The sequence below is a fragment of the Tenacibaculum geojense genome (assembly GCF_042676005.1).
GTDB lineage: Bacteria > Bacteroidota > Bacteroidia > Flavobacteriales > Flavobacteriaceae > Polaribacter > Polaribacter geojense.
This window is the reverse complement of sequence record NZ_JBHTJR010000022.1, coordinates 73,246-94,934: the sequence shown is the minus strand read 5'-3', so window position 1 is coordinate 94,934 and position 21,689 is coordinate 73,246. Positions and strand designations below refer to the sequence as shown.

The 21,689-nt window shown below is 30.2% G+C and carries 20 protein-coding genes; 9 read left to right on the top strand and 11 right to left on the bottom strand.

Translation table 11 applies throughout. From position 1 onward, the window contains the following. Position 1 precedes the first annotated feature (1 nt). The gene (locus ACFQ1U_RS04235) at positions 2-556 is read left to right on the top strand and encodes a hypothetical protein (RefSeq protein ID WP_386105660.1); all 555 of its coding nucleotides are present in this window, start codon (positions 2-4) and stop codon (positions 554-556) included. Between the two features lie 30 nt (positions 557-586). Beyond that, entirely contained in the window at positions 587-1,504 is a 918-nt protein-coding gene (locus ACFQ1U_RS04230; protein ID WP_386105657.1) for a PhzF family phenazine biosynthesis protein, read from the top strand. Positions 1,505-1,631: 127 nt separating this feature from the next. On the opposite strand, the gene ACFQ1U_RS04225 is transcribed toward ACFQ1U_RS04230, so the two are convergent. From ACFQ1U_RS04225 to ACFQ1U_RS04185, 9 genes are all read right to left on the bottom strand, one after another. Then, entirely contained in the window at positions 1,632-2,324 is a 693-nt protein-coding gene (locus ACFQ1U_RS04225; RefSeq protein WP_386105654.1) for a hypothetical protein, read from the bottom strand. 337 nt (positions 2,325-2,661) lie between these two features. Beyond that, positions 2,662-3,105, bottom strand: a complete 444-nt coding sequence (locus ACFQ1U_RS04220) for a heavy-metal-associated domain-containing protein (protein WP_386105651.1) — start codon at positions 3,103-3,105, stop codon at positions 2,662-2,664. Positions 3,106-3,116: 11 nt separating this feature from the next. Then, positions 3,117-4,829 carry an efflux RND transporter periplasmic adaptor subunit gene (locus tag ACFQ1U_RS04215; protein ID WP_386105648.1) on the bottom strand — a complete coding sequence of 571 codons (1,713 nt, stop codon included), beginning with the start codon at positions 4,827-4,829 and terminating at the stop codon, positions 3,117-3,119. Further along, positions 4,819-5,304 carry a DUF305 domain-containing protein gene (locus ACFQ1U_RS04210; RefSeq protein WP_386105645.1) on the bottom strand — a complete coding sequence of 162 codons (486 nt, stop codon included), beginning with the start codon at positions 5,302-5,304 and terminating at the stop codon, positions 4,819-4,821. Before ACFQ1U_RS04210 ends, ACFQ1U_RS04215 begins: the two co-directional genes overlap by 11 nt. A 19-nt stretch (positions 5,305-5,323) precedes the next feature. After that, complete coding sequence (locus ACFQ1U_RS04205; RefSeq protein ID WP_386105642.1) at positions 5,324-6,031, bottom strand: PepSY domain-containing protein; 708 nt, start codon at positions 6,029-6,031, stop codon at positions 5,324-5,326. A gap of 5 nt (positions 6,032-6,036) precedes the next feature. Continuing rightward, positions 6,037-6,768, bottom strand: a complete 732-nt coding sequence (locus ACFQ1U_RS04200) for a heavy-metal-associated domain-containing protein (RefSeq protein ID WP_386105639.1) — start codon at positions 6,766-6,768, stop codon at positions 6,037-6,039. Between the two features lie 3 nt (positions 6,769-6,771). Further along, entirely contained in the window at positions 6,772-7,995 is a 1,224-nt protein-coding gene (locus tag ACFQ1U_RS04195; protein WP_386105636.1) for a TolC family protein, read from the bottom strand. Then, positions 7,985-11,710 carry an efflux RND transporter permease subunit gene (locus ACFQ1U_RS04190; protein WP_386105634.1) on the bottom strand — a complete coding sequence of 1,242 codons (3,726 nt, stop codon included), beginning with the start codon at positions 11,708-11,710 and terminating at the stop codon, positions 7,985-7,987. The genes ACFQ1U_RS04195 and ACFQ1U_RS04190 overlap by 11 nt, the downstream gene beginning before the upstream one ends. 100 nt (positions 11,711-11,810) lie before the next feature. Further along, complete coding sequence (locus ACFQ1U_RS04185; RefSeq protein ID WP_449343021.1) at positions 11,811-12,230, bottom strand: HYC_CC_PP family protein; 420 nt, start codon at positions 12,228-12,230, stop codon at positions 11,811-11,813. Positions 12,231-12,795: 565 nt separating this feature from the next. On the opposite strand from ACFQ1U_RS04185, the gene ACFQ1U_RS04180 reads away from it, so the two are divergent. From ACFQ1U_RS04180 to ACFQ1U_RS04150, 7 genes are all read left to right on the top strand, one after another. After that, positions 12,796-13,182, top strand: a complete 387-nt coding sequence (locus ACFQ1U_RS04180; protein ID WP_386105631.1) for a hypothetical protein — start codon at positions 12,796-12,798, stop codon at positions 13,180-13,182. A gap of 145 nt (positions 13,183-13,327) precedes the next feature. After that, the gene (locus ACFQ1U_RS04175) at positions 13,328-14,443 is read left to right on the top strand and encodes a helix-turn-helix domain-containing protein (RefSeq protein WP_386105629.1); all 1,116 of its coding nucleotides are present in this window, start codon (positions 13,328-13,330) and stop codon (positions 14,441-14,443) included. A 69-nt stretch (positions 14,444-14,512) separates the two neighbouring features. Continuing rightward, a complete protein-coding gene (locus ACFQ1U_RS04170) occupies positions 14,513-15,202 on the top strand; it encodes a CPBP family intramembrane glutamic endopeptidase (protein WP_386105627.1) in 690 nt (229 codons plus the stop codon). Between the two features lie 361 nt (positions 15,203-15,563). Next, complete coding sequence (locus ACFQ1U_RS04165) at positions 15,564-15,752, top strand: hypothetical protein (RefSeq protein WP_386105625.1); 189 nt, start codon at positions 15,564-15,566, stop codon at positions 15,750-15,752. Between the two features lie 314 nt (positions 15,753-16,066). Continuing rightward, positions 16,067-16,468: a DUF3592 domain-containing protein gene (locus tag ACFQ1U_RS04160; RefSeq protein ID WP_386105623.1), complete on the top strand. Its 402-nt coding sequence runs from the start codon at positions 16,067-16,069 to the stop codon at positions 16,466-16,468. A 689-nt stretch (positions 16,469-17,157) separates the two neighbouring features. Beyond that, complete coding sequence (tssD, locus tag ACFQ1U_RS04155; protein ID WP_386105621.1) at positions 17,158-19,200, top strand: type VI secretion system tube protein TssD; 2,043 nt, start codon at positions 17,158-17,160, stop codon at positions 19,198-19,200. 6 nt (positions 19,201-19,206) lie between these two features. After that, positions 19,207-19,836 carry a hypothetical protein gene (locus ACFQ1U_RS04150; protein ID WP_386105619.1) on the top strand — a complete coding sequence of 210 codons (630 nt, stop codon included), beginning with the start codon at positions 19,207-19,209 and terminating at the stop codon, positions 19,834-19,836. A 77-nt stretch (positions 19,837-19,913) separates the two neighbouring features. On the opposite strand, the gene ACFQ1U_RS04145 is transcribed toward ACFQ1U_RS04150, so the two are convergent. Together ACFQ1U_RS04145 and ACFQ1U_RS04140 are read right to left on the bottom strand one after the other, a co-directional pair. After that, positions 19,914-21,173, bottom strand: a complete 1,260-nt coding sequence (locus ACFQ1U_RS04145) for a Y-family DNA polymerase (protein ID WP_386105617.1) — start codon at positions 21,171-21,173, stop codon at positions 19,914-19,916. After that, complete coding sequence (locus tag ACFQ1U_RS04140; protein WP_386105616.1) at positions 21,173-21,622, bottom strand: LexA family protein; 450 nt, start codon at positions 21,620-21,622, stop codon at positions 21,173-21,175. The genes ACFQ1U_RS04145 and ACFQ1U_RS04140 overlap by 1 nt, the downstream gene beginning before the upstream one ends. Between the last annotated feature and the right edge of the window lie 67 nt (positions 21,623-21,689).

The following is a 21,689-nucleotide window of genomic DNA, read 5'->3' as shown; positions in this document are numbered from 1 at the left end:
TATGGAATCTTTATTAAACTCATTAAGGTACTCCACCTCAAAAGTTCATAGTGCAATTCACAACAACCATATTCTAAATGCCTGTCAAGAAAAAAAAATAACTTTAAATGAATATAAACAAATGCTATGGGCTTTTTACAAACCATGGAGAGACCTGATTCCTAATATAAATAAATTGAAAATACCTGAGCTTAAACCTAAGTTAGTGATAAGACACCATAAAATTTATGATGATCTTATTCATTTAAATATAAATCCTTCAAACTTGGTTTTAAATAATGAATCTCAGCTATCTGAAAAGGAAATTTTAGGTATTTTATATGTAGTATTAGGTTCTTCTATGGGTTCAAAACAGTTAGCAACAAATTTAAAACAAACACTTAAAAATATTCCATATACATATTTAGCTATGAGTCCAAAAGAAGCTGGTTGGGATATCCTAACTAACTACTTAAAAAGTCAAACCGATAGCGATTATTCTGTTTCTAATAAAGCTGCAATTACTACTTTTAAAATAATAGATTTAGAATTATCTAATACCAAAAATATGATCTAGATTTAACAAAAAACTATTTTAAGTACCGTAATGACCACTATTAATTATTATTTAGTTGATGTATTTACTTCAAAAAAATACGGAGGAAATCAGCTAGCAGTTTTTATCGATTTTGAAAATGCTTTATGCTCAAACACCATGTTAACAATTGCCAGGGAATTGGGATTTGCAGAAATTACTTTTATCAAAAAAAACAATGATAACAACTGTTTTGAGGTTCGTATTTTCACACCCGAATATGAAGTTCCGTTTGCGGGACATCCGTCTTTAGGCACAGCTTATATTATAGCTAAGCACCTACTATCATCAGCACCAAAAAAAATTATCTTACAGCTAAAACATGCTGATATTGAAATTGAAATATCTAATCCAAAAAATCTTGAAGCCAGTAATTTTATTATGAAACAAGCCGCTCCAGAGTTCATTACTAATTACAGTCATCAAACTATTGCTGGGGGCTTAGGTATAAATTTGACTACATTAGATTTACGTAAACCTATTGAAGAAATTAGCACAGGCTTACCTTACATCATCATACCAATTGCTAAAAAGCAACATATGCAAAACCTTCAATTAGATGCACAAAAAGTAATTGCCTTTTTAAAACAGCATAAGAAATACAAAACAAATAGTATAAACGGTTTGACCACTTCACTATTTTTCACTTGCGAAGAAACACATGAAAGCCAAAACCAATACAATACTAGAATGTTTTTAATAGAAAACAACAATCTTATTGAAGATGCTGCTACCGGTAGTGCTAATGGGTGTTTTTTAGCATATTTATTAAAAAATCAAACATCATTTATAAATGCTACTGTAGAACAAGGTTTTGAAATGGGAAGAAAGTCTTATATTCAATTAAACGGAAACATAATTGACGACACATACCAAATAAAAGTTGGCGGCCAAGTAGTTCCTGTAGGAATTGGTAAATGGTGCATATGATTTAATTAGTTAATTCAGTAAAAACTATATTTAAAGTAGTTTTTAATATTAAAAAATAAATTTCACACAAAATATAAAAAATAAACCTCCAAATATGGAGGTTTATTAAAAGTATTTGTAAATTATATTACTCAAATACAGCTTCTGTATCAACATCTAATTTATCTGCAACTATTGAAAAGATTTCAGTATTACTTGTAGAACTTATAACTATTACACCGTTTGTTAAAATTGCCGAATCTAACTGCTCCGCTGTAACTGTAGAGAACCAGCTTATTGCATCAAAAGTTATTTTTCCAACAATATCTGCATTATTATTAATCATTACTGTTTGTGCATTTGCTTCAAAAACTTCGCCTGAATTAAACTCAAACCTAATTGGCAGTTCTTCATTGTTTGAATTAGTATAAGATCCCTCAATAACTACAGATGGATTACTTGTATCATCTTGTAATTCAATACCTAAATTCACATTTGAATATAAACCTCCAGGTACCGTAACTATTAATTCGGGAGAGATAGCTCCCGTTTGGTAATTTACGCTTGCGATTTGCTCATGTGACCTCGATATTGATTGATTTGTTGATTGATTCTCGCCATCAAAAACTACTTCTCTAATAGTAATGTATCCTGATGAAAAATTTAATTGATTTTGAATAGATGATCTTAACTGAGTGCCTGAAGTATTACTTGTTGTATTAACTACTAATTTCACTCTAGCATTAGTGCTTACCTCATCTTCACTACAGCTTGTTAATAAAAGAAAAAAAGACGCTAATAATAGCATATTTACAAACTTGGTGTTTATTTTTTTTTTCATGATAAAATATTTTTAATTAATAAACTCTGATATTTTCATATATATAACAGTTAAATTGGAAAAACTCCTACCTTAAAAACTATTTTTTTTTAAATATTGTTTGTAATTTTTAATAAGCTATCAACTCTCTGTAATATACAATAAACTCTATTTTATAAAATGGTACTTTTTTCTGAAATTTATTTACAATTGTAAATTCTTTCTAAATTATGCTTGTACTATTAGATTTTTATGTAACATTATTTGTTTGCAAATGTCCTTTTGTTTTTCCCTAATTTTAAAAGAAAAAATAATACCTTACTGATAAAAAAAAGAGCCTTTTTAAAAGGCTCTTTTTTTAGTGATTGTGACTTGAGTGATCTTCAGCTTTTAATTCACCTGACTGATTCATCTCCATTTCATGATCATATTTACAACAACCCGGTAAATTTTTATAGGCTTCTTCACTACCGCTAACTTTTTCAGTATCATATCCCGAAGCTGCTATGGCTTTATGAATTGTCATTTCATCTGTTTTACTAGCATCAAAAGAAACATCAATTTTCTTTTTATTAACATCCCAATTAGCATTGGTAACACCTGCTACACCATTCGCTGCAGTTTCAATTGTATTTTTACACATGCTACAGTTTCCTCTTACGCCAAATGACGCATTAGTAATCGCTACTTTTTCAGTTACTTCTGTTTTAGTTGTTTCTTGTGTTTCTTTCTTAGCTTCACTTTTACAACTTACAAAACTCATTGTAGCAATAATTGCTACGTTTAAAATTACTCTCTTCATTTTTTAAAAATTTACTTGTTATTTATTACTTGTTTTACTTCGCCACATTTCAACATCATATCGCCGAAATACGGATTTAATACTTGTTTTTCTTTACTTAACCAATATCCACCCTTATCGTTGTCTGCCATTGGGCAATATTGCTTATAACTAATTTCATTTATACCAAATGATTGCACAGCCAAAATAAAATGCTCTGATAATATCTTAAATTGTTTACGCTGTACTTTAATATCTTCGGAATTAGCAATAGCCTTACTATTCGATTTCAAAGTTTTATTTAATACCATCCATTGTGTGTGAGCCTCATTATCAGCTAACAATTTCATATTGATATTTTGTAATGCCTTGTATAAAGTTGATGCGCTGTTTTTTGCTAATTCAGCATCCGATTTTATGAGATTATCTTTTAGTTTGATATACGCATCATAGGCAGTTTGTAATTGCGATGTGAATTGTTTACCCACTTCAAACTGTTCGCTAATTGTTTTTTTATGGTTCATCATCGACCTTTTGCCTTGTAACTGTGCTGATGCATCAATTGTAAATACGCCATTGGTTACCACTTCGTCGCCTGATTGTAAGCCCCTTTTCACTTCGTAATTGTCGCCTAACTTACTACCTAATACTATTTCTTTCATTTCAAAAATAGGATTGTCGACATCTGGTTTTACATATACTATTGAGCGTTTTCCTGTCCATAAAACAGCCGATGCAGGTATCAATAATTGCGCTTTTTCATCTTTTACTTTTGCATCTACTATACCTGTTACAAACATTTCTGGTTTAAACAGTTCTTTGCGATTGTTTAAAATTGCTCGAACAGTTACGGTACGTGTTTGCGGATTTAAAACAGGATTGATAAACGAAATCTTCGTATTAAAAACCTCGTTAGGATACGCATTAGTGGTAATAGCAATAGCTTGCCCAACTTTAAAATTAGGGATTTGATTTTCGTACACGTCAAAGTTTGCCCAAACCGTATTCAAATTGGCGATTTTTAATAAGGGCTGTCCTTGTTTTATATAATCGCCTTGTTCTACTAATTTTTCTGAAACTGTTCCTGATACAGTAGCATACACAGGAAAGTTTTCTTTTACCTTTTTTGAACTTTCAATTTGATTGATTTGATCATCTGACAGCTTCCATAATTTTAACTTATTACGTACTGCTTTATACAATGGAGGTTGCGTTTCTTTTAAGGTAGATGCAGTTAATAATTCTTGTTGTGCCTTAACCAATTCGGGCGAATAAATAGTGGCTAAAAGTTGTCCTTTTTTAACGCTTTCGCCTGTAAAATTGATATTCAAACGCTCTATGCGTCCTGCAAAATAACTTACTTGTACTGCGTTGGCTTCTTCGTTTTCGGCAATTTTTCCAGATAAAGTTATTATATTATCTGCATTTGCAGTAGCGTTACCAATAATGGTGGTTTGCACATTTGACAATGCCATTGCATTTTTTGTAAGTTTAAATTGATTAGGTGATAAACCATCTGCACCAGCTTCGGCAGGAATTAAATCCATACCACAAATTGGGCAGTCGCCCGCTTCGGGTTGCATAATTTGTGGGTGCATAGAACAAGTCCACATTTGATTAGTTTGTGTAACTTCATTATGATTATGGTCTGCTTCTTCCTTTAATGAACCACCAAATAGTAACCAACCTAATAACAATCCAATAGCAAGTATGCCGATATAAATTATTATTTTGTTATTTTTCATTTTCTAATCGTTTAATCATTGCTTTCATTTCGGCAATTTCTTTTTTTTGTGCTTTAATAATATCTTCTGCCAGTTTTTTTACTTCTGGATCTTTAATATCTGCTCTTTCACTAGTTAAAATTGCGATAGAATGATGTGGTATCATTGCTTTCATCCAAAGCACATCTCCAATTATTGGTGCTTGCGTCCTAACTAATCCTAAAGCCCCTACAAAGAGGATAAAACTACCTGCAAGTATGACTATATTCTTTTTTTTGTTATTATACATTTTTCGCATAAAAACCCACATTATGACTGCCATTGTAGAAACTCCTAAACAGGTCATATAAAAGCGTGTTAAACTAAAATACACGTGGTCAAATTTATAGGTATTTAAATACATTGTAATGTACATTGCTATAAATGAGCAAGCCAACATTAAAAAGAATTTTGTGTAGTTGCTCATACCTTTTTTATCGTGTTTGTGTTTTTCCATAATTTTTTAATTTTATTGGTTATAATTTTCTTTTTAATAATTTTCTAATTGATGGTGATGATGTGAACCACAATAAAAATCCACTTAATACAGTAATTAATCCTAATAGAGAAAAAACTCTTAAAATAGTGGTATTAAAATTGTCTCTTCCTTCATAATCCATTGTGTGCGTCATCCATAAAAAATCGAACCAACGCCAGCTAAGATGTCTTACGGTTTGAAATTTACCATCGTTTACAGATACATAGGCTTTCAATGCTTCATCAGATTTATAGGAAATTATATAAGCAGGCAATAAACGTTCTCTGTATTCATGGTGTTTACCCACCTCATTAATTTTCTCAATTGATTCTACTTCCAGACCACTTTTCATATATTTATTTGCGATGTAAAGTGCTTCTTCTTTTGATATAAAATTCTTTTTTATTCCGTTTAAAGCGTTATATAATTGCTCATTATTTATCCAATAGTAAGGTGTGTTATTAATGTCTCTTAGTTCAATAGTATTGATACCACTAGCAATATTGAGTTGTGATGGACTAATTAATTTATTGAACGTTTGTGGTTGATAATCCAAATTCTTGAAATGATCACCGTGTATATGGTCAATATCTGTCCAACTGAAGTACAAACCACTAATTGTCCAAAACAGGAATTGAATGCCTAAAAAGAGACCTAAATAGCGATGTGTTTTTCTGATTTTTAAAGCTGTATGTCTGTTTACCATGATGATTAATTTATTAACATTGCTATTGCCATAACTAACATAATCGTGTTTTCTATAAAGGTTGCTTCGGTCATTGGTAGTTTTAAAGCCGTACCTAAACACGCACAACGAATTGCCTTTTTATCAAGTAATGCTTTGGTCACACCTACGGTGGTTATTCCCAATACGATTATGGTAATAATTAGTGCTATGTTAATTTCAAATCGTATTAAAAATAGCAATCCTAAAATGGTTTCTATAAATGGATAAATTTTAGCATATACGGGCACTCGTTTTGCTAACGGGTCGTACATTCTAAAACTATCTGGAAAACCTTTTAAATCTAACATTTTAAAAAAGCTGAATACGATAAAAAACAAACCCATGAAATCGAGCATAAACTCTCGCCAACTCCAATCTTTGTAGTGTAACAATATACTTGCAACCGTGATGTATAATAAGATTAAAAACAAGGGTTTTAATTGCTTGAATTTACTTTTTTCTTGCGCCATTTCAAAGTCTGAAAAGGCATTTGTAGCTACCTTTTTAACAACTGGTTTTTCAGAAATGGTATATTTTTCTTGCAATGCATTTTGTAATTTAAATAAACCAATATGTTTACTCATCGTAATTTCAGCTTCTTTATTTTCAAGATTTACCTTTACATCGGTAACGTTATCTAAACTACCTAAACTCTTTTCTACGTTAGCTTTACAACTACCGCAGGTCATTCCGTCAATTTTATATATGTGTTTCATTTTTTACTGAATTAAATAGTTAATAATGGCACTTTGTACATAATAATTTTGCACCGCCTTAATTTGGTTTAACTGAAATTTTAACTGCAATTCTTGAATATCGAGAACATCGTTAAAATCAATCATACCTGTTTCGTAGCTTTTAACAAGAATAGTTTCGGCATTTTTAGCTTGTTTCAAGTTTTTACTTTGGGTATTGTAGCGTATTCTTGCTGATGTGCGCTCGTTAATTGCTTTATCTAACAAGGTTTCCAACTTGTTAAATCGTTCTTGTTTTTGCGTGTTAAATTCTTCTTGCTGAATTTCGTTTTGCTTGGTTTTCGACTTATATTTTTTATTGAAAATTGGAATAGAAAACGATACCATTGGCATTATAATATCTTTTCCGTTATCGTTAAAATTCATATCTGGTCGCTCTACAACATTAATATAGTCCAAACCAAAGCCAATCATTGGACTACGTTCTTTTTGGTTTAATAACTCCGATTTTTCAACTGATCGATACAACTTATCATACTTTAGTATTTCAGGATGAAATTGTAAACTATCTGTATTTATCGTGCTGTCATCCAACGGAATTTCTAATTCTGAAACCACATTTACTATTGTATTTTTATCTCTGTTTAATAGCTTATTAAAGGCTGTTTGTTCGGCTAAAAACTGTTGCTGTAAAACGGCTTTAGATTGGTTTAAATCGTTTTGTCGCATTTGCAAACGCAACACATCTACGGCAGATGCTTTACCAACTTCAACCGACGTTAACGCCATAGTTTCATAGGTTTTTAGCAAGTTGATATTTTCGGTTAAAACCTGCTGTTTAGCCTTAATTGCATACAAGTTGTAATATGAAGTTGATACCGATGTGATCAATTGTCGTTTGGCAATGATAATATCTTCAAACTTGGCATCGGCTAACGAGCTCACATAATCTTCTCTCGAACTAATTGTACCAAACCAAGGCAACATTTGATTTACCGATACTTTAAAACGTTGTGCACCTGTTCTTGTTTCGGGTTCGCTTACAAAATAACCTACGCCAATGTTGGTATTGGGTAAGGTATTTACTTCATTTACCTTTTCTGAAACACGCTTGTATTGCAGTTCAAACTGTTTAATTTTTGGATTGTTTGCCAAGGCTTCATCAATAAGTGGTTGCAGTTCTTGAGCATTAGAAAATCCGCTAAAAACAAGAATGAATAGTATAGATAATATGTTTTTAGTTTTCATTTATTGTCTTTCTTTTTAATAAAAATTCTTCTCGTAAACTGTACAACACAGGTAGTAAAAAGTAGGATGTAACGTCGATAATCATACCACCAAAGGCAGGAATTGCCATTGGTATCATAATATCACTTCCTCGTCCTGTGGATGTTAGTACAGGCAGTAATGCTAAAACGGTTGTTGCCGTTGTCATTAAACACGGTCTAATACGTTTTTCGCCTGCTTCTACAACCGATTTTCGTATATCGGCTTTTGTAATTGGTTGATTTTTGGCAAAGGTTTGTTTTAAATAGGTTGCCATAACCACGCCGTCATCAGTAGCAATACCAAACAAGGCAATAAAACCTACCCAAACCGCCACACTTAAATTAATTGGATGCATTTGGAATAATTCTCGAATGTTTTGCCCAAAAACGCTAAAGTTTAAAAACCACGATTGTCCGTATAGCCACATCATTATAAATCCGCCTGCAAAGGCTACAATAATTGCGGTAAACACCATTAAAGAAGTAGTTGTTGAACGGAATTGAAAATATAGAATAATGAAAATGATAAGCAATGCCAATGGTACAACTACTGACAAGGTTTTTTCGGCTCGTATCTGATTTTCATACGTTCCTGTAAATTCAAAATTAATTCCTTTTGGCACAATCAATTCGCCACTTTCTATTCTTTGCTGAATGGCTTTTTGCGCATTTTTAACTACGGTTACTTCGGCAAAATCATTGAGCTTATCAAACAACACGTAGCCAATTAAAAAGGTGTCTTCACTTTTAATTACTTGTGCGCCTTGTTCATAACGAATGGTTGCCAACTCACTTAACGGTACAGAGTTTCCTTTGTTTATTGGTACATAAATTTGTTCTAAATCGGTTGGCGTGGTACGTAGTTCTCTTGGATAACGAACACGCACGCCATAACGCTCTCGTCCTTCGACGGTTTGGGTTAATGGAATACCACCAACAGCAACTTTTAAAACATCTTGTACCTCTTGAATAGAAACGCCGTAACGTGCTATTCTTTCTCTGTCGATGTCAATTAATAAATATGGTTTCCCAACAATTCTATCAGCAAAAACAGCTTCTTTTTTAACACCAGTAACTGTTTTTAATATGGTTTCTAATTGAATGCCAAAAGCTTCAATTTCTTTTAAATTTTGTCCTTTTACTTTGATACCCATTGGCGCTCGCATTCCTGTTTGTAGCATTACCAATCGAGTTTCGATAGGTTGTAATTTTGGTGCAGATGTAACGCCTGGTATTTTAGTTGCCTTAACGATTTCGTTCCAAATATCGTCGGTAGATTTTATGTTAGGTCGCCAATTTCGGTAAAACTCGCCATCGTTATCTTCAATTAATTCATCGGTAGAAACATCAGAAAAAATAATTTTAGAAGTCCCATCAGTTGTATTTGGATTTGCTACTATTTTGCCGTTTTTCAACACAAATAATCCGTCGTTATTTACTTGATAACGCTGGCGTTCGCCGTGGGCATTAAGAGCATATTCTGGCTTGTAAATAATTACATTTTCGTACATTGAAAGTGGCGCAGGGTCTAAAGCCGATTCTGTTCGTCCTGCTTTACCAACTACCGTTTTTATTTCAGGAATATTGGCAACACCCATATCTAACTGCTGTAAAACACGTTTGTTTTCTTCAACCCCCGAATGCGGCATTGAGGTTGGCATTAGTAAAAACGAACCTTCATTCAAAGACGGCATAAACTCTTTGCCTGTGTTTTTGAAAATTAAAAATCCTAGAATGGTAATCGTTGTTGGAATTGCCAAAAAGAGCATTTTGTTTGCTAATGCCCATTGTAAAATTTGACCATAATATTTTCGTAATAACGAGAATGCGCCTAACAACCCGAAACAAATAATCCCCACAAACAACAAGTTTAACAATAAACTTTTGCCTACGCCCAAAGGTCGCCAATATTCAGCCAATAAAAAGACAATAGCTAATGATGCAATAGCTATATTAATTAGGTTTACTTGTTTGTCTGAAACTTTTTGTTGTAGTTTTAAAATGTCTGTACTACCGAAAGCAATTAAAAGTATTCCTAACCAATTTCCGAAGACAATAGAAACAACACCCAAACCAATTAATACAGCATTGATAATGTACGATAGTTTTTTGGTAATACTTCTTCGTTTAAAAATGATAGTTGCAAATGGCGGAATTAAAAACAATGCCACCACCAATGCCATAATAAGTGCAAAGGTTTTGGTAAACGCCAACGGACTAAATAATTTACCTTCTGCGCCAACCATTGTAAATACTGGTAAAAAGCTAATAATAGTGGTCATTACTGCGGTAATAATTGCGCCCGAAACTTCAGCAGTTGCATTGTAAACTATGGCATTAATTGGTAAATCATTTTCGTTCTTTTCTAAATGATTTAAGATATTTTCTGATAGAATTACACCTACATCTACCATTGTTCCGATGGCGATTGCAATTCCAGATAAAGCTACGATATTGGCATCTATTCCAAAGGCTTTCATTGCAATAAATACCATTAAAACCGCCACAGGTAATAAGCTCGAAATTAATATGGATGCTCGTAAATTATACACCATTACAATAATTACTAAAATGGTAATGAGTATTTCTAATGTGAGCGCTTCGTTAAGTGTTCCTAATGTTTCTTGTATCAATTCTGAACGGTCGTAAAACGGTACAATGGTTAATTGAGATGTTGTACCGTCTGCCAATACTTTTGAGGGTAAACCTGCGCTTAATTCTTTAATTTTTTCTTTGGCATTATTAATAACCTCTAACGGATTTGCACCATAACGTGCCACCACAACACCGCCCACAACTTCTGCGCCCTCTTTGTCTAAAATCCCTCTACGAGTTTTTGCGCCGAGCGATACTTTGGCAATGTCTTGTATTTTTATTGGTGTGTAATTTGCTGATGAAACTACCGCATTTTCAATATCTTTTATAGATGTTATATAACCCAAACCACGCACCAAATATTCTACTTGGTTAATTTCTGTGGTTTGCGCTCCGATGTCTTGGTTACTTTGCTTTACAGCTTTTACAATTTGTTGCAGATTGATGTTGTATTGACGCATTAATTCAGGGTTTACGTCAATTTGATATTCTTGAACATATCCACCAATTGATGCTACTTCAGACACACCTCCCGCCGATGATAAAGCGTATTTTACATAGTAATCTTGTATGCTTCGTAGTTCGTGTAAATCCCACCCACCTGTTACGTTACCGTCTTTATCTCTGCCTTCTAATGTGTACCAATATACTTGTCCTAAACCTGTGGCATCGGGTCCTAAAGTTGGATTAACCCCCTCTGGCAATAAGCCACTTGGTAACGAGTTGAGTTTTTCGAGTATGCGTGAACGACTCCAGTAAAATTCGACGTCTTCTTCAAAAATCACATAGATACTCGAAAACCCAAACATTGAGGAACTACGAATGGTTTTTACGCCTGGTATACCTAACAACGAAGTGGTTAACGGATAAGTTATTTGATCTTCTATATTTTGTGGGGAACGTCCGTCCCATTTTGTAAATACAATTTGTTGGTTTTCGCCGATATCTGGAATGGCATCTACGGCTACAGGGGCGCTTGGTAAAAAGCCCGTGTTCCAATTAAAAGGTGCATTTACAATTCCCCATCCTACAAAAAGGACTAATAAGAGAACTGATACGAGTTTGTTTTCTATTAAAAATTTGATGCTTTTATTTAGCATAAAAAATAATTTTAAATAATTAGACATTGGTATATAAATACCGTGTACAGCAATATAACCTCTGAATTTTCAGTGGATAACGTGGTCTAATATTTTAAAATCAAATTAAATATACTTCGTCGAGAACGTGAATATCTTTGACGACGAGTGGTGGAGAATAATTTTTAAAAGGTATTACTTTATCGTGCAACCCTTCAAATAAATTAATATATGAATAATAAAATGTTGCTAAAAAAAGTTGTTGGTCTAGTGATAATGAATCTGAAGAGTTTTTTTTCAAATTATCTTGACCTTCTATAACTTTTATAACGTCTTTACAGCAGTTCTTTTTAGTAATAGAACACTTTTTGTTATTGATATCTTGCTTCATTTCCATTCCGCAAGTTTTTGCTTCACTAAAATAGCTTTTACTTACCAATGTATCACCACAAAAGTGACTATTGATAGTATACGACATTGTAGAAAAAACAACTACTAATGCCATTGAAAAGGTTACTATTTTATAAAACAACTGACTCATATTAAAATACGAAGATACAAAATAAAATAATAGCTTTGCGAAAAATATCATAAAAGAGCTCTACAATAAGAATATAAAAATCTTATAAACAGTGAATTAAAAACAATATTGTTTTACATCTACAAATAGTAAAAACATTCTTAAATTTTGAAGTTTTATTATCGAAAAAAAATGAATTATTGTTGTCTTTTTAATTTTTCTTACAACCTGAAGTTATCATATTGAACTTGATATGATTTTTTTTTAATTGAACTAATATCTTAATTAAATCCTGACTATTTCGATACATTGATACTTTAACAACAGTATCTTTTTCTAACTTTGATTTTGAGAAAAAAACATCTAAATATCTAAAAAGCAGAACCTAAAAACAACTTACTAATAGAATCATATCTGATTAATATTTAGAAATTTAAAACTTCTTTCATTTTTAGAATTGGATAATGATCATATTAAATAAAATAATCGCGAATGACTAGAGCTAGTATATAACTAAAAAACTTTTAGCTACCTTAGTCCAGTTCTTACGGATTATAAACTGTTGTAATTAATAATAATTAACACCATGAAATATAAAATTTTATTTTTTTTATTCTTTGTAACTCTTTCTATAATTAGTCAGAAAATAAAATTTGACAAATCTGACATATACGGCTGCTGGACAGACTCTTTTGAAGAATACAGTGATGAATCTAGTTTTAAAATATTTAGACAATGTAGTTATGACAAAATTCCACCAACACGGTTTCGCTATAGATATGAAATAAAGAAAAATGGTGAATTTCATTGGTTAGAAATGAGCAAAAACGATGGACATTTTATAAGAAAAGGCCATTGGACATTTGATTCAAAGTCAAAAACACTATCTGTTTTTAATAAAAAGAAAAATAAAATTAAAGAATTGATTATCATTAATATGGCTGAAGGTATGATGAAGATAGAAAGAAACTAGATACAACATAGTATGTAATTATTTCTTACGGGATTTCCTTGGCAGAAATTAAACTTTACTAATTATTCCATCGCAGCTTCGGAAAAGAACTCGCGTAATTTTAACACAAAAACCTACAAAAATAGGTATTAAATAAATACTAGCAATGAATATTATTTTAGGAATAGGTATTGGTGTAAATCTTTTTGCAATTTTTCAATTATTAAAAAGGAAAAATTCTAAGCCTATTCCTATTAAAATAGCTCTTTTAATTAATATTATTTGGACTGTAAGACTTGTTTTTTTTCTGTTAAAAGACTCTGAAATAGCTTTAAAATACCCCATATTGTTAATGTTAGATCAGAACTTGTTATTATTAGACAGCATATTTTTATGGCTTTATTCAAAATCTTTGTTAAATACAATTAAGTTTAAGCTTCAAACATATCTTAATTTTCTTCCATTTCTATTAGGATTGTTCTTGTCAATAATTAGTTATTCAGCTGTTCCTAATGAGTTAATTATAGAGCAATACATAAAAAACAATGAAAATATTAACAACAACAAATCTCTTTTCTCTGGTGAGGTTTTAATTTTTATCCTTGTAGTAATTACAGTATCGACTGTTTATTTTGGTATGAGTATAAGAGAGATAAAAAAAATTAATATTATTCTTTATAATCATTTTTCTAACCTAAAAAATATAAGTGCAAATTGGATTTTGAAGTTTCATGGCCTATGGGTTTTACTTTTCTTAGTTCCAATTATACTTTATTTTCTTAATTACATATATCCAATAATTAACATTAGACTTTTATTAAGTGTTATGGTTGTTATTCAGATTTTATTATCATTTATTTTTAATTCGAACGTATTATCACAAAGCTATGTTAGTATTCCTAAAAAAGGGATATCTAAACAAAATAAGAAATCAATAAAACAATTTAAAGATAAATTAAATGAATTAAAAAAGGCTTTAGAAAAAAATCAATATTATCAGGATGAAGAACTTTCATTAGTTAAACTTTCAAATCATCTAAAAATCAAATCCATTGAATTAACTGAAATAATCAAATATAGTGAGTTTGATAATTTTTACGATTTAATCAACACATATAGAGTTGAAGCTATAAAAAAAGAACTCATATCATCTAAAGATCAAATTATGATTATTGCTTACAATAACGGTTTTAATAGTAAATCCGCTTTTAATAGAATATTTAAAGAAAAAACAGGAAAAACACCAAGTGCTTTTAGAAATTTAAACAAAAATACGTCCTAACAATATTAAAAGTACTCGTATGTTTTTAACTACCAATACTTTTGTTTCAAACTAAAAATTTATACTATTATGAAAAAAGTTTGGCAAAAAACTCCTGCATTATTAAAAGCATTATTATTAAATATTGTTTTACTATATCCAATTATTACTATTAATCAAACAATTATACAACTTAACCTTAAATATATCCCAAAGTTTGGTATTGGATTAATACCAATTTTAATTATGCTTTACATATTTTGGAAGATTATAATAAAATGGAATCCATTTACTGAAGAGAATGACATTAAAATAAGCTTAAAGTTTACTATTACAGACAGAAAAAATATGCTTACAATTCTAGGTTTGGTAATATTTACTTTACTAACTATATACTTTAGTTATGTAAATTTTAATATAAAGAACTCAGCGCAATTAGAATTTTTAAAATCCTTTTCAAATTATAATATAGTAACAGCCTTTCCTCTTTTACTTGGATTATCACTTACAGCAGGAATTGTAGAGGAAGTTACTTACAGAGGTTTTATGCAAAATACTGTACGCAAAAAATACTCCAAAACTTTTAGTTACTTAATTATTGGTATTCTATTCTCAATCATTCATTTTTTACCCTTAGCTTTAATACTTCCTTACATTATAATTTCAATGGTTTACAGTTATATCACAGACCAGAAGAAATCAACTAGTTTGGTAATATTTGCGCATTTTGTTTCTGATTTTGTTTTGTTTTTATTGATTTATTTCAACGTACTAACGTAGAGTTAAATTCATTATTAAAGTCCGTTTAATTTATTAACAAAGTACATTAGTTAAATCATAAACGCAAAATAACTTTTTTACAACAAGATACATAAAAACCTTCATACGAATACTTCTACTCTTATAAATTAGGAATATCAAAATTTTCTTCAAGTTTAATTAAATGAAAGAAGTAATACTAAATCCCTACTTTAAAAATAAAATCCTAAAACAAAATAATTAATAGTAAAATAAAACTATATATTTACAAAAACTATAAATACTTATCTAGTAATTAGCTTTTAAAGTTTAATAAAAGTTCTGTTTTAACTACTAATTTTTTAAAATTTATGAGAACCAAAAAAAATAAAACCAAATTATAATGGAAAAAAAGATAAAATATTTATTCTTAGTAGCAGGAATAATAAATATTGGATACTTAATCGGAACTTTTTTTGATGGTCAAAGTTCTCTATTTAATAATATGAATATTTGGATTCAAAGGGTGCTTTTAGCAATATTAGCAGCAGGATTTTTTAGTTTATATTCAAAGAAAAGCAAAGCTGAATGATTTTATAAAAAATCACTTCAGATTTTGAGAAATTTTGTAGAACCTAATTCTGAATTGAGTACCAAAAAACAAAACTGAGAGTAAAATTATCCTCTCAGTTAGTCCTAAAAATAGTTATTGAAATAAAACGTTGACTGAATTCTCCCAAACACTTAAAAACAATGAAATTACAATAATATAACCGAAATTATGCCGGATTCGACTACGTCCGAATCTACTCAGAATTGCTAACGCTAGTGAACAAAAGAAAATAATAACTAATTTAAGCCGCAAATGAAGGTTATACGGTATCGTTAACTACAAAAAACTAAACAATGCATTATATACTTATAATACTAGGAGTTGTTTTTATAATCTTATCGTTAAAAACGATGATTGAAAATATTCTAATTAAAAAAAACGGAATTCTAACTAATGCTCGAGTGATATCTTATGTAACAGAAATAAGAAAAGATACAGAGCCAGGAAACTATAATGAAGTAAAACTAAAATTCCCAATTCTAACTTTTGAGCATTTAGAAGATGGAATAACTAAAAATATACGAATTAAAGGTAAGAGTAATTCAAAGTTTAAAATTGGAGAAATAACTCCAATATATTACAATCCAAATAATCCTGAAAAAAAATTTTATTTACCGAAAAAAGATTTTTTTGTAAAATATTTATTCTTATTGTTTGGAATTATGTTTTTATATTTTGGAATTAATGAACTATAAATTAAACTGTTGTTAACAGTGTATAAAATTAACTATTGATTTTAAATCCTTTACGAAATTTTTCGCAGATTTTAAATCTGTATTTCATTTACTAACTTTAGTACTTAAAACACGTAGTAATCTTGTTCAACACACATTAAACCTCTACTCTTTCATATTTAATTTCCTCTAGTATACCAGCAGTATCACTTATTTACTTTGCGCTAAACAGCTCTTTAATTACGGTATAAGTCGAAAGCTGTTGTTCAAAAAAATCTAAATTGATTATAGTATAATTTTTTAATATTGATCTCAGTAAACAATCGTTAAATAGATTTTGTAAGGATTAATCATAATGAAAGTTTATAAAACAAAAAAGCCTTACTAAATTAGTAAGGCTTATTGTGATCGCGACAGGATTCGAACCTGTGACCGTCTGCTTAGAAGTAATTTTACATTTAGCACTTAATAAGTTAATAATAAACCACTTACAACTACCCAAAAAATCTTCCTGCCTAAAAAATGCCTAACTTTAAAAAGTTACTTTAATTATACTTTTTTTCTTTAAAAACAGCTTGTATAGAATAAAATGCAAATTATTGAGTTTATAACCAAAATATAGCTTATTAAAGCTAACTATACATTTTCACAAATATTTGTGAAACAAATTTCTATTTTTATAAAATTGCTATTTCTGATTTTAAAAAACTATGATAAAAGCTAAGTTAATTGTTGACGATAAAGAAATTAATGTACTTCGATTTAATTTAAGTTTCAAACAAGGTGCTGATAAAACTGGTAAACCTTCTCAAATACCAGTATTCCAAAACTTAAACCTGACAGTTGAAACTAGAAAAGATATAAATTTTACGGAATGGGCTTCCAGTGAAAATCAAACAAAACAAATTGAACTTCATATATACCCTGTAGTAATTGGTGGAAGAATACGTAAAATAAAACTTTATGATGCTCATTTAGTTTATTGGGACAATAACTTTTCTTCAACTGATAATCAACCAATAAGTGAAAGATTAAAAATTACATCAGCAGGCTTTGAAGATTCTAATTCAAACGGTGTATATTCTTCTAAATGGAGAGTTACTTTTCCAGAAAATCAAAATAATAATAGTATTTCTGTACAAGAAGATGCTCCCTCAATTTCTTTTCTTAAATGGATACATAATGATACCAAAGAAAAAATTCAAGAAAGTAGCTATTCAGAAAGTGTTGGTATATCAGGAAAAGTAATCAATCAAAGTGGAAACGCTATTAGTATTACAATTACCAAAAAAGATGGAACTGAATTTGAACAAGGTAAAAAACAAATAACTCTTAATGAAACTATTCAAGAAGATGGTTTATTTGAAATAACTCCTTTTGAGTTAAAAGAACAATGGGAAGATTTTAAGGTAGCTGAAATAGATGAATTAATTGCTAAAGCTACTCACAGTGGCTCAACTCTTAAAAGCCAAGCATTAAAAATTGTTCCTCCACCTAAAGTATTAGTAAGTTTTAGACCTTATGACAATTGGAAAGGTGAATTTGGTTTTGATTGGATTAGGAAAGATGACACAACTTTATTTATGGATAATAAGTTTGAAGATATTGTAGGTAAACAATTCACCGATAGCACCTACACTACTTTAGAGACAAACCCTAATAAAAGTAAAGGAAGTTTCAAAAAAGATCCTATTTCACTGGATAGTTTAAAAGCTAAATACAAACCATTTGAGGTTGCTTGGAAAAAAATTACTGATGAAAGCGGTAATGAAGTAAACGATAAACATTATACAGAATGGTTAAGTCTAAAAAAAGGAAAAGAAGCTAAGCTTAAAATACATATAGATGTAACAGAAAAAGCAGATTTTTTAAAATTTGAAGACAGTGATAGCTTCACTTTTACACCCAAAAAAATAGATATTAAAAACAAAACAGGAACTAAAAAGTTAAATGATATTATTACAATAAAATGTATTAAAGAATTTACTGTTGACCAAGAAATTGTAATAAATGCCTATAATGAGGGACAAGAAGTAGGTAAACTTGCTGGTAAGATCAATGTTTGGGCAAATGATGTAGCAAAGCATAAACAGAAAAAAGTAGTATTTGTTCAATTAAAGTCTAAAATATCAAGAACTGCAAGACCTAAAAAAGCTAATGCTTTAGATGAAAAAGACAGAATTAATAAATATTTAGAACAAGCCTACATTGAATTACATCCTGATTCTGAAATTATAGATTTAGATTTAACTTCTGATAATGATTTTTCAAGATTTGTAAAAAACGGAAAAATTCAAAAAATAAGTACCTTAATTCCTGCTCAAACAGCTACAGCTACTAGACCTGCTAGACCTGCTATACCACGAGAAAAACTAGTTGATTATTTAGAAAAGAAATTATTTGATATTGACTCAAAATACAATAACTACTTTAGAGCCTTTTATTTTGAAGAAAATGGCATGCCATCAGGAGGTGTAGGTAATTTAAGCGGTTATTCAGCACCAGGAGCAAATTATGTTGTTGTTTTTAAATCAGCTAATGAACAAACTGCTGCACACGAGTTCTTACATTCTTTTAATTTAGCACATACTTTTACTAATAGCGTAGCTTCTTCAAATGCGGAGTTTACATATCAAGCTAAGAAAACAGACAACCTATTAGATTATTCACATAATATAACAAGTGATCCAAATAACAACAATCGTTGTAGTTTATTTTATTGGCAATGGATAAGGGCAAATAACTCAATATAATTGATAATGAAAAAATTAATATATATCGTAATTACACTATTAACATTAAACAGTTGTAAGGCACAAGAAAATACAGTGATGAATAATAAAATAATCATACCAGAAGTAACAAAAGAATTTGAAACATTTGATATTAACAAATTCAATAAACAAAAAATTAACGGACAAGTAATTATTAATACAGATGATGAGCTTCAAATGTTTATTGACTATGCTAATGGTTATAATAAGACTACCTACATTGTGAATAGTAGTTTTTCTGTTGTTAAAAACTTCTATTTAAATGGTAATATAGAAATTAAAGGAGTTAGATTTAACAATGGATCAGAGTATGGAATATGGTATGAATTTAATGAGGAAGGTAAACTTATTAAAGAAATAAATATGGATCAAGGGTATATTTTTGGATGGGATAAAGTATTAGAATATTGTGAAAACAATAGTATTATCCTAGATAGAGGATATCCCAAAAAAGGGGGAATTAAAACTGAAATCTTTAAAAATGAAGAAGAAGGAAATAAAGTTTGGAATATTACTTACTACAACTATAAGAAAGAACAATATTTATCTTTAACCCTTGATGGTATAACTGGGGAACTTACTAAAGAGCAAATGATTGATTTTGAAGGAAATTAAAATTTAATTTATCTTGGTTTAAAAACTAAAAATTGTCACATATTAAAAACTGAATTAATTATTTAACATACAATAAATTAGACTTTAATTTCAATTATTTCATTAATATTGGTTGAATATCTTGGGGATAATTTTTCTTGTTTCATTTTAAATTGTCGACCTAAAGACTGGCTTCCTAGTTTTATTTTGTTGTTACCGTACGCCTGGTTTAAACGGTCCACAATTTTCATTAAGGGTTCATGTTTAGGGTTTTCCTTACTAAACAACGTATATTGTTTCGCTTCTGTAGGTGTTAATCCCATTACCATAACTCCTGCTTTTTTATAGTGATACCCTTCTTTAAAAATTACTTCTAGCCCTTTTTTTGCTTGTTTTACCAACTCGATACTTGAATTGGTTGGATAGGCTGTTTTTACCACAATACTTTTATAATATTGCGGTAAGTCTTTTCTAAATCGGTTGGTATGTAAAAACACCATTAACAAACTACATTGAGAGTTTTGCTTTCTCATTTTTTCGGCACAAGAAACTGCAAAAGTACTTACACGCTCTTTGATATCGTCATAACTGGTTAGCATTTTATCAAAAGAACGTGTTGTAGCAATCATTTTTTTATTTGCTACGCTCTCCAAGTCTAATGAAGGTTTGGCTTCTAAATCGTGTTTTAATCTTAAACCCACTACTGTCATTTTTGTACGAACCCATTGGTCTGACAATTGTGTAAATTGGTATGCTGTATTTATATTTATGGCTCGTAATCTTTTAGCGTGCTTTCTTCCAATTCCCCACACATCTTCTATAGCTAACCACTTTAAAGCTTTAACACGTTTTTCTTCAGAATCTATAATATAAACTCCGTTTGTTTTTTCTGGAAACTTTTTAGCAATTCTATTGGCTACTTTTGCTAATGCTTTTGTGGGGGCAAATCCGATACTAATAGGTATTCCAGTACCTTTAGTTACTTGATTTTTCATTTCCTCTCCAATGGTTTGCAATGTAAATAGCTCAAAGCCATCAAACTTTAAAAAAGCTTCGTCAATACTATAAATTTCAATATCAGGTGTAAACGTAGCTAACAAGTTCATTACTCTGCTACTCATATCGCCATATAAGGCATAATTAGAAGAGTACACCTGTACATTGTTTTTAATAAATACATTTCGGTATTCAAAAGCAGCTGCTCCCATTGGTATTCCCAATGCTTTTGCCTCATTAGAACGCGCAATAACACACCCATCATTATTAGATAATACCACTACAGGCTTATTATTTAATAATGGATTGAATACACGCTCACAAGAAGCGTAGAAATTATTACAATCTACTAAAGCAAACATTATAACGATTTAATGACGTTGGTAACCATTCCCCAAATTACAAAGTCATTGTCTTGGGTTACTTTTATGGGTTTGTATTTTTCATTCTCTGCTACCAACCAAACAATATCTTTTTCTATTTTAATACGTTTGACCGTGAATTCACCATCTACAAAACAAACGGCTATTTTACCATCTTTAGGTTCTAAGCTTTTATCAATAATTAACAAATCACCATCATGCATACCTGCATTAATCATAGAATCACCACGAACTCTGCCATAAAAGGTAGTACTTGGGTTTTTGATAAGGTGTTTATTAAGATCTATATTGATATCTAAGAAATCATCAGCAGGAGAAGGAAACCCAGCACTAATACCATTTACAACAAAAGGTAACTCTAAGCTAGTAGTGGTATCTGCTCTGTAAAAAGTTAGGTTTTCTGATTTGTATAATTTTCTTAGTTGCATTTTGCAAAGTTATTGAAGTTTGAGGATTATTAATAGTATGGTTGATAACTTTAATTTGATAATGAAA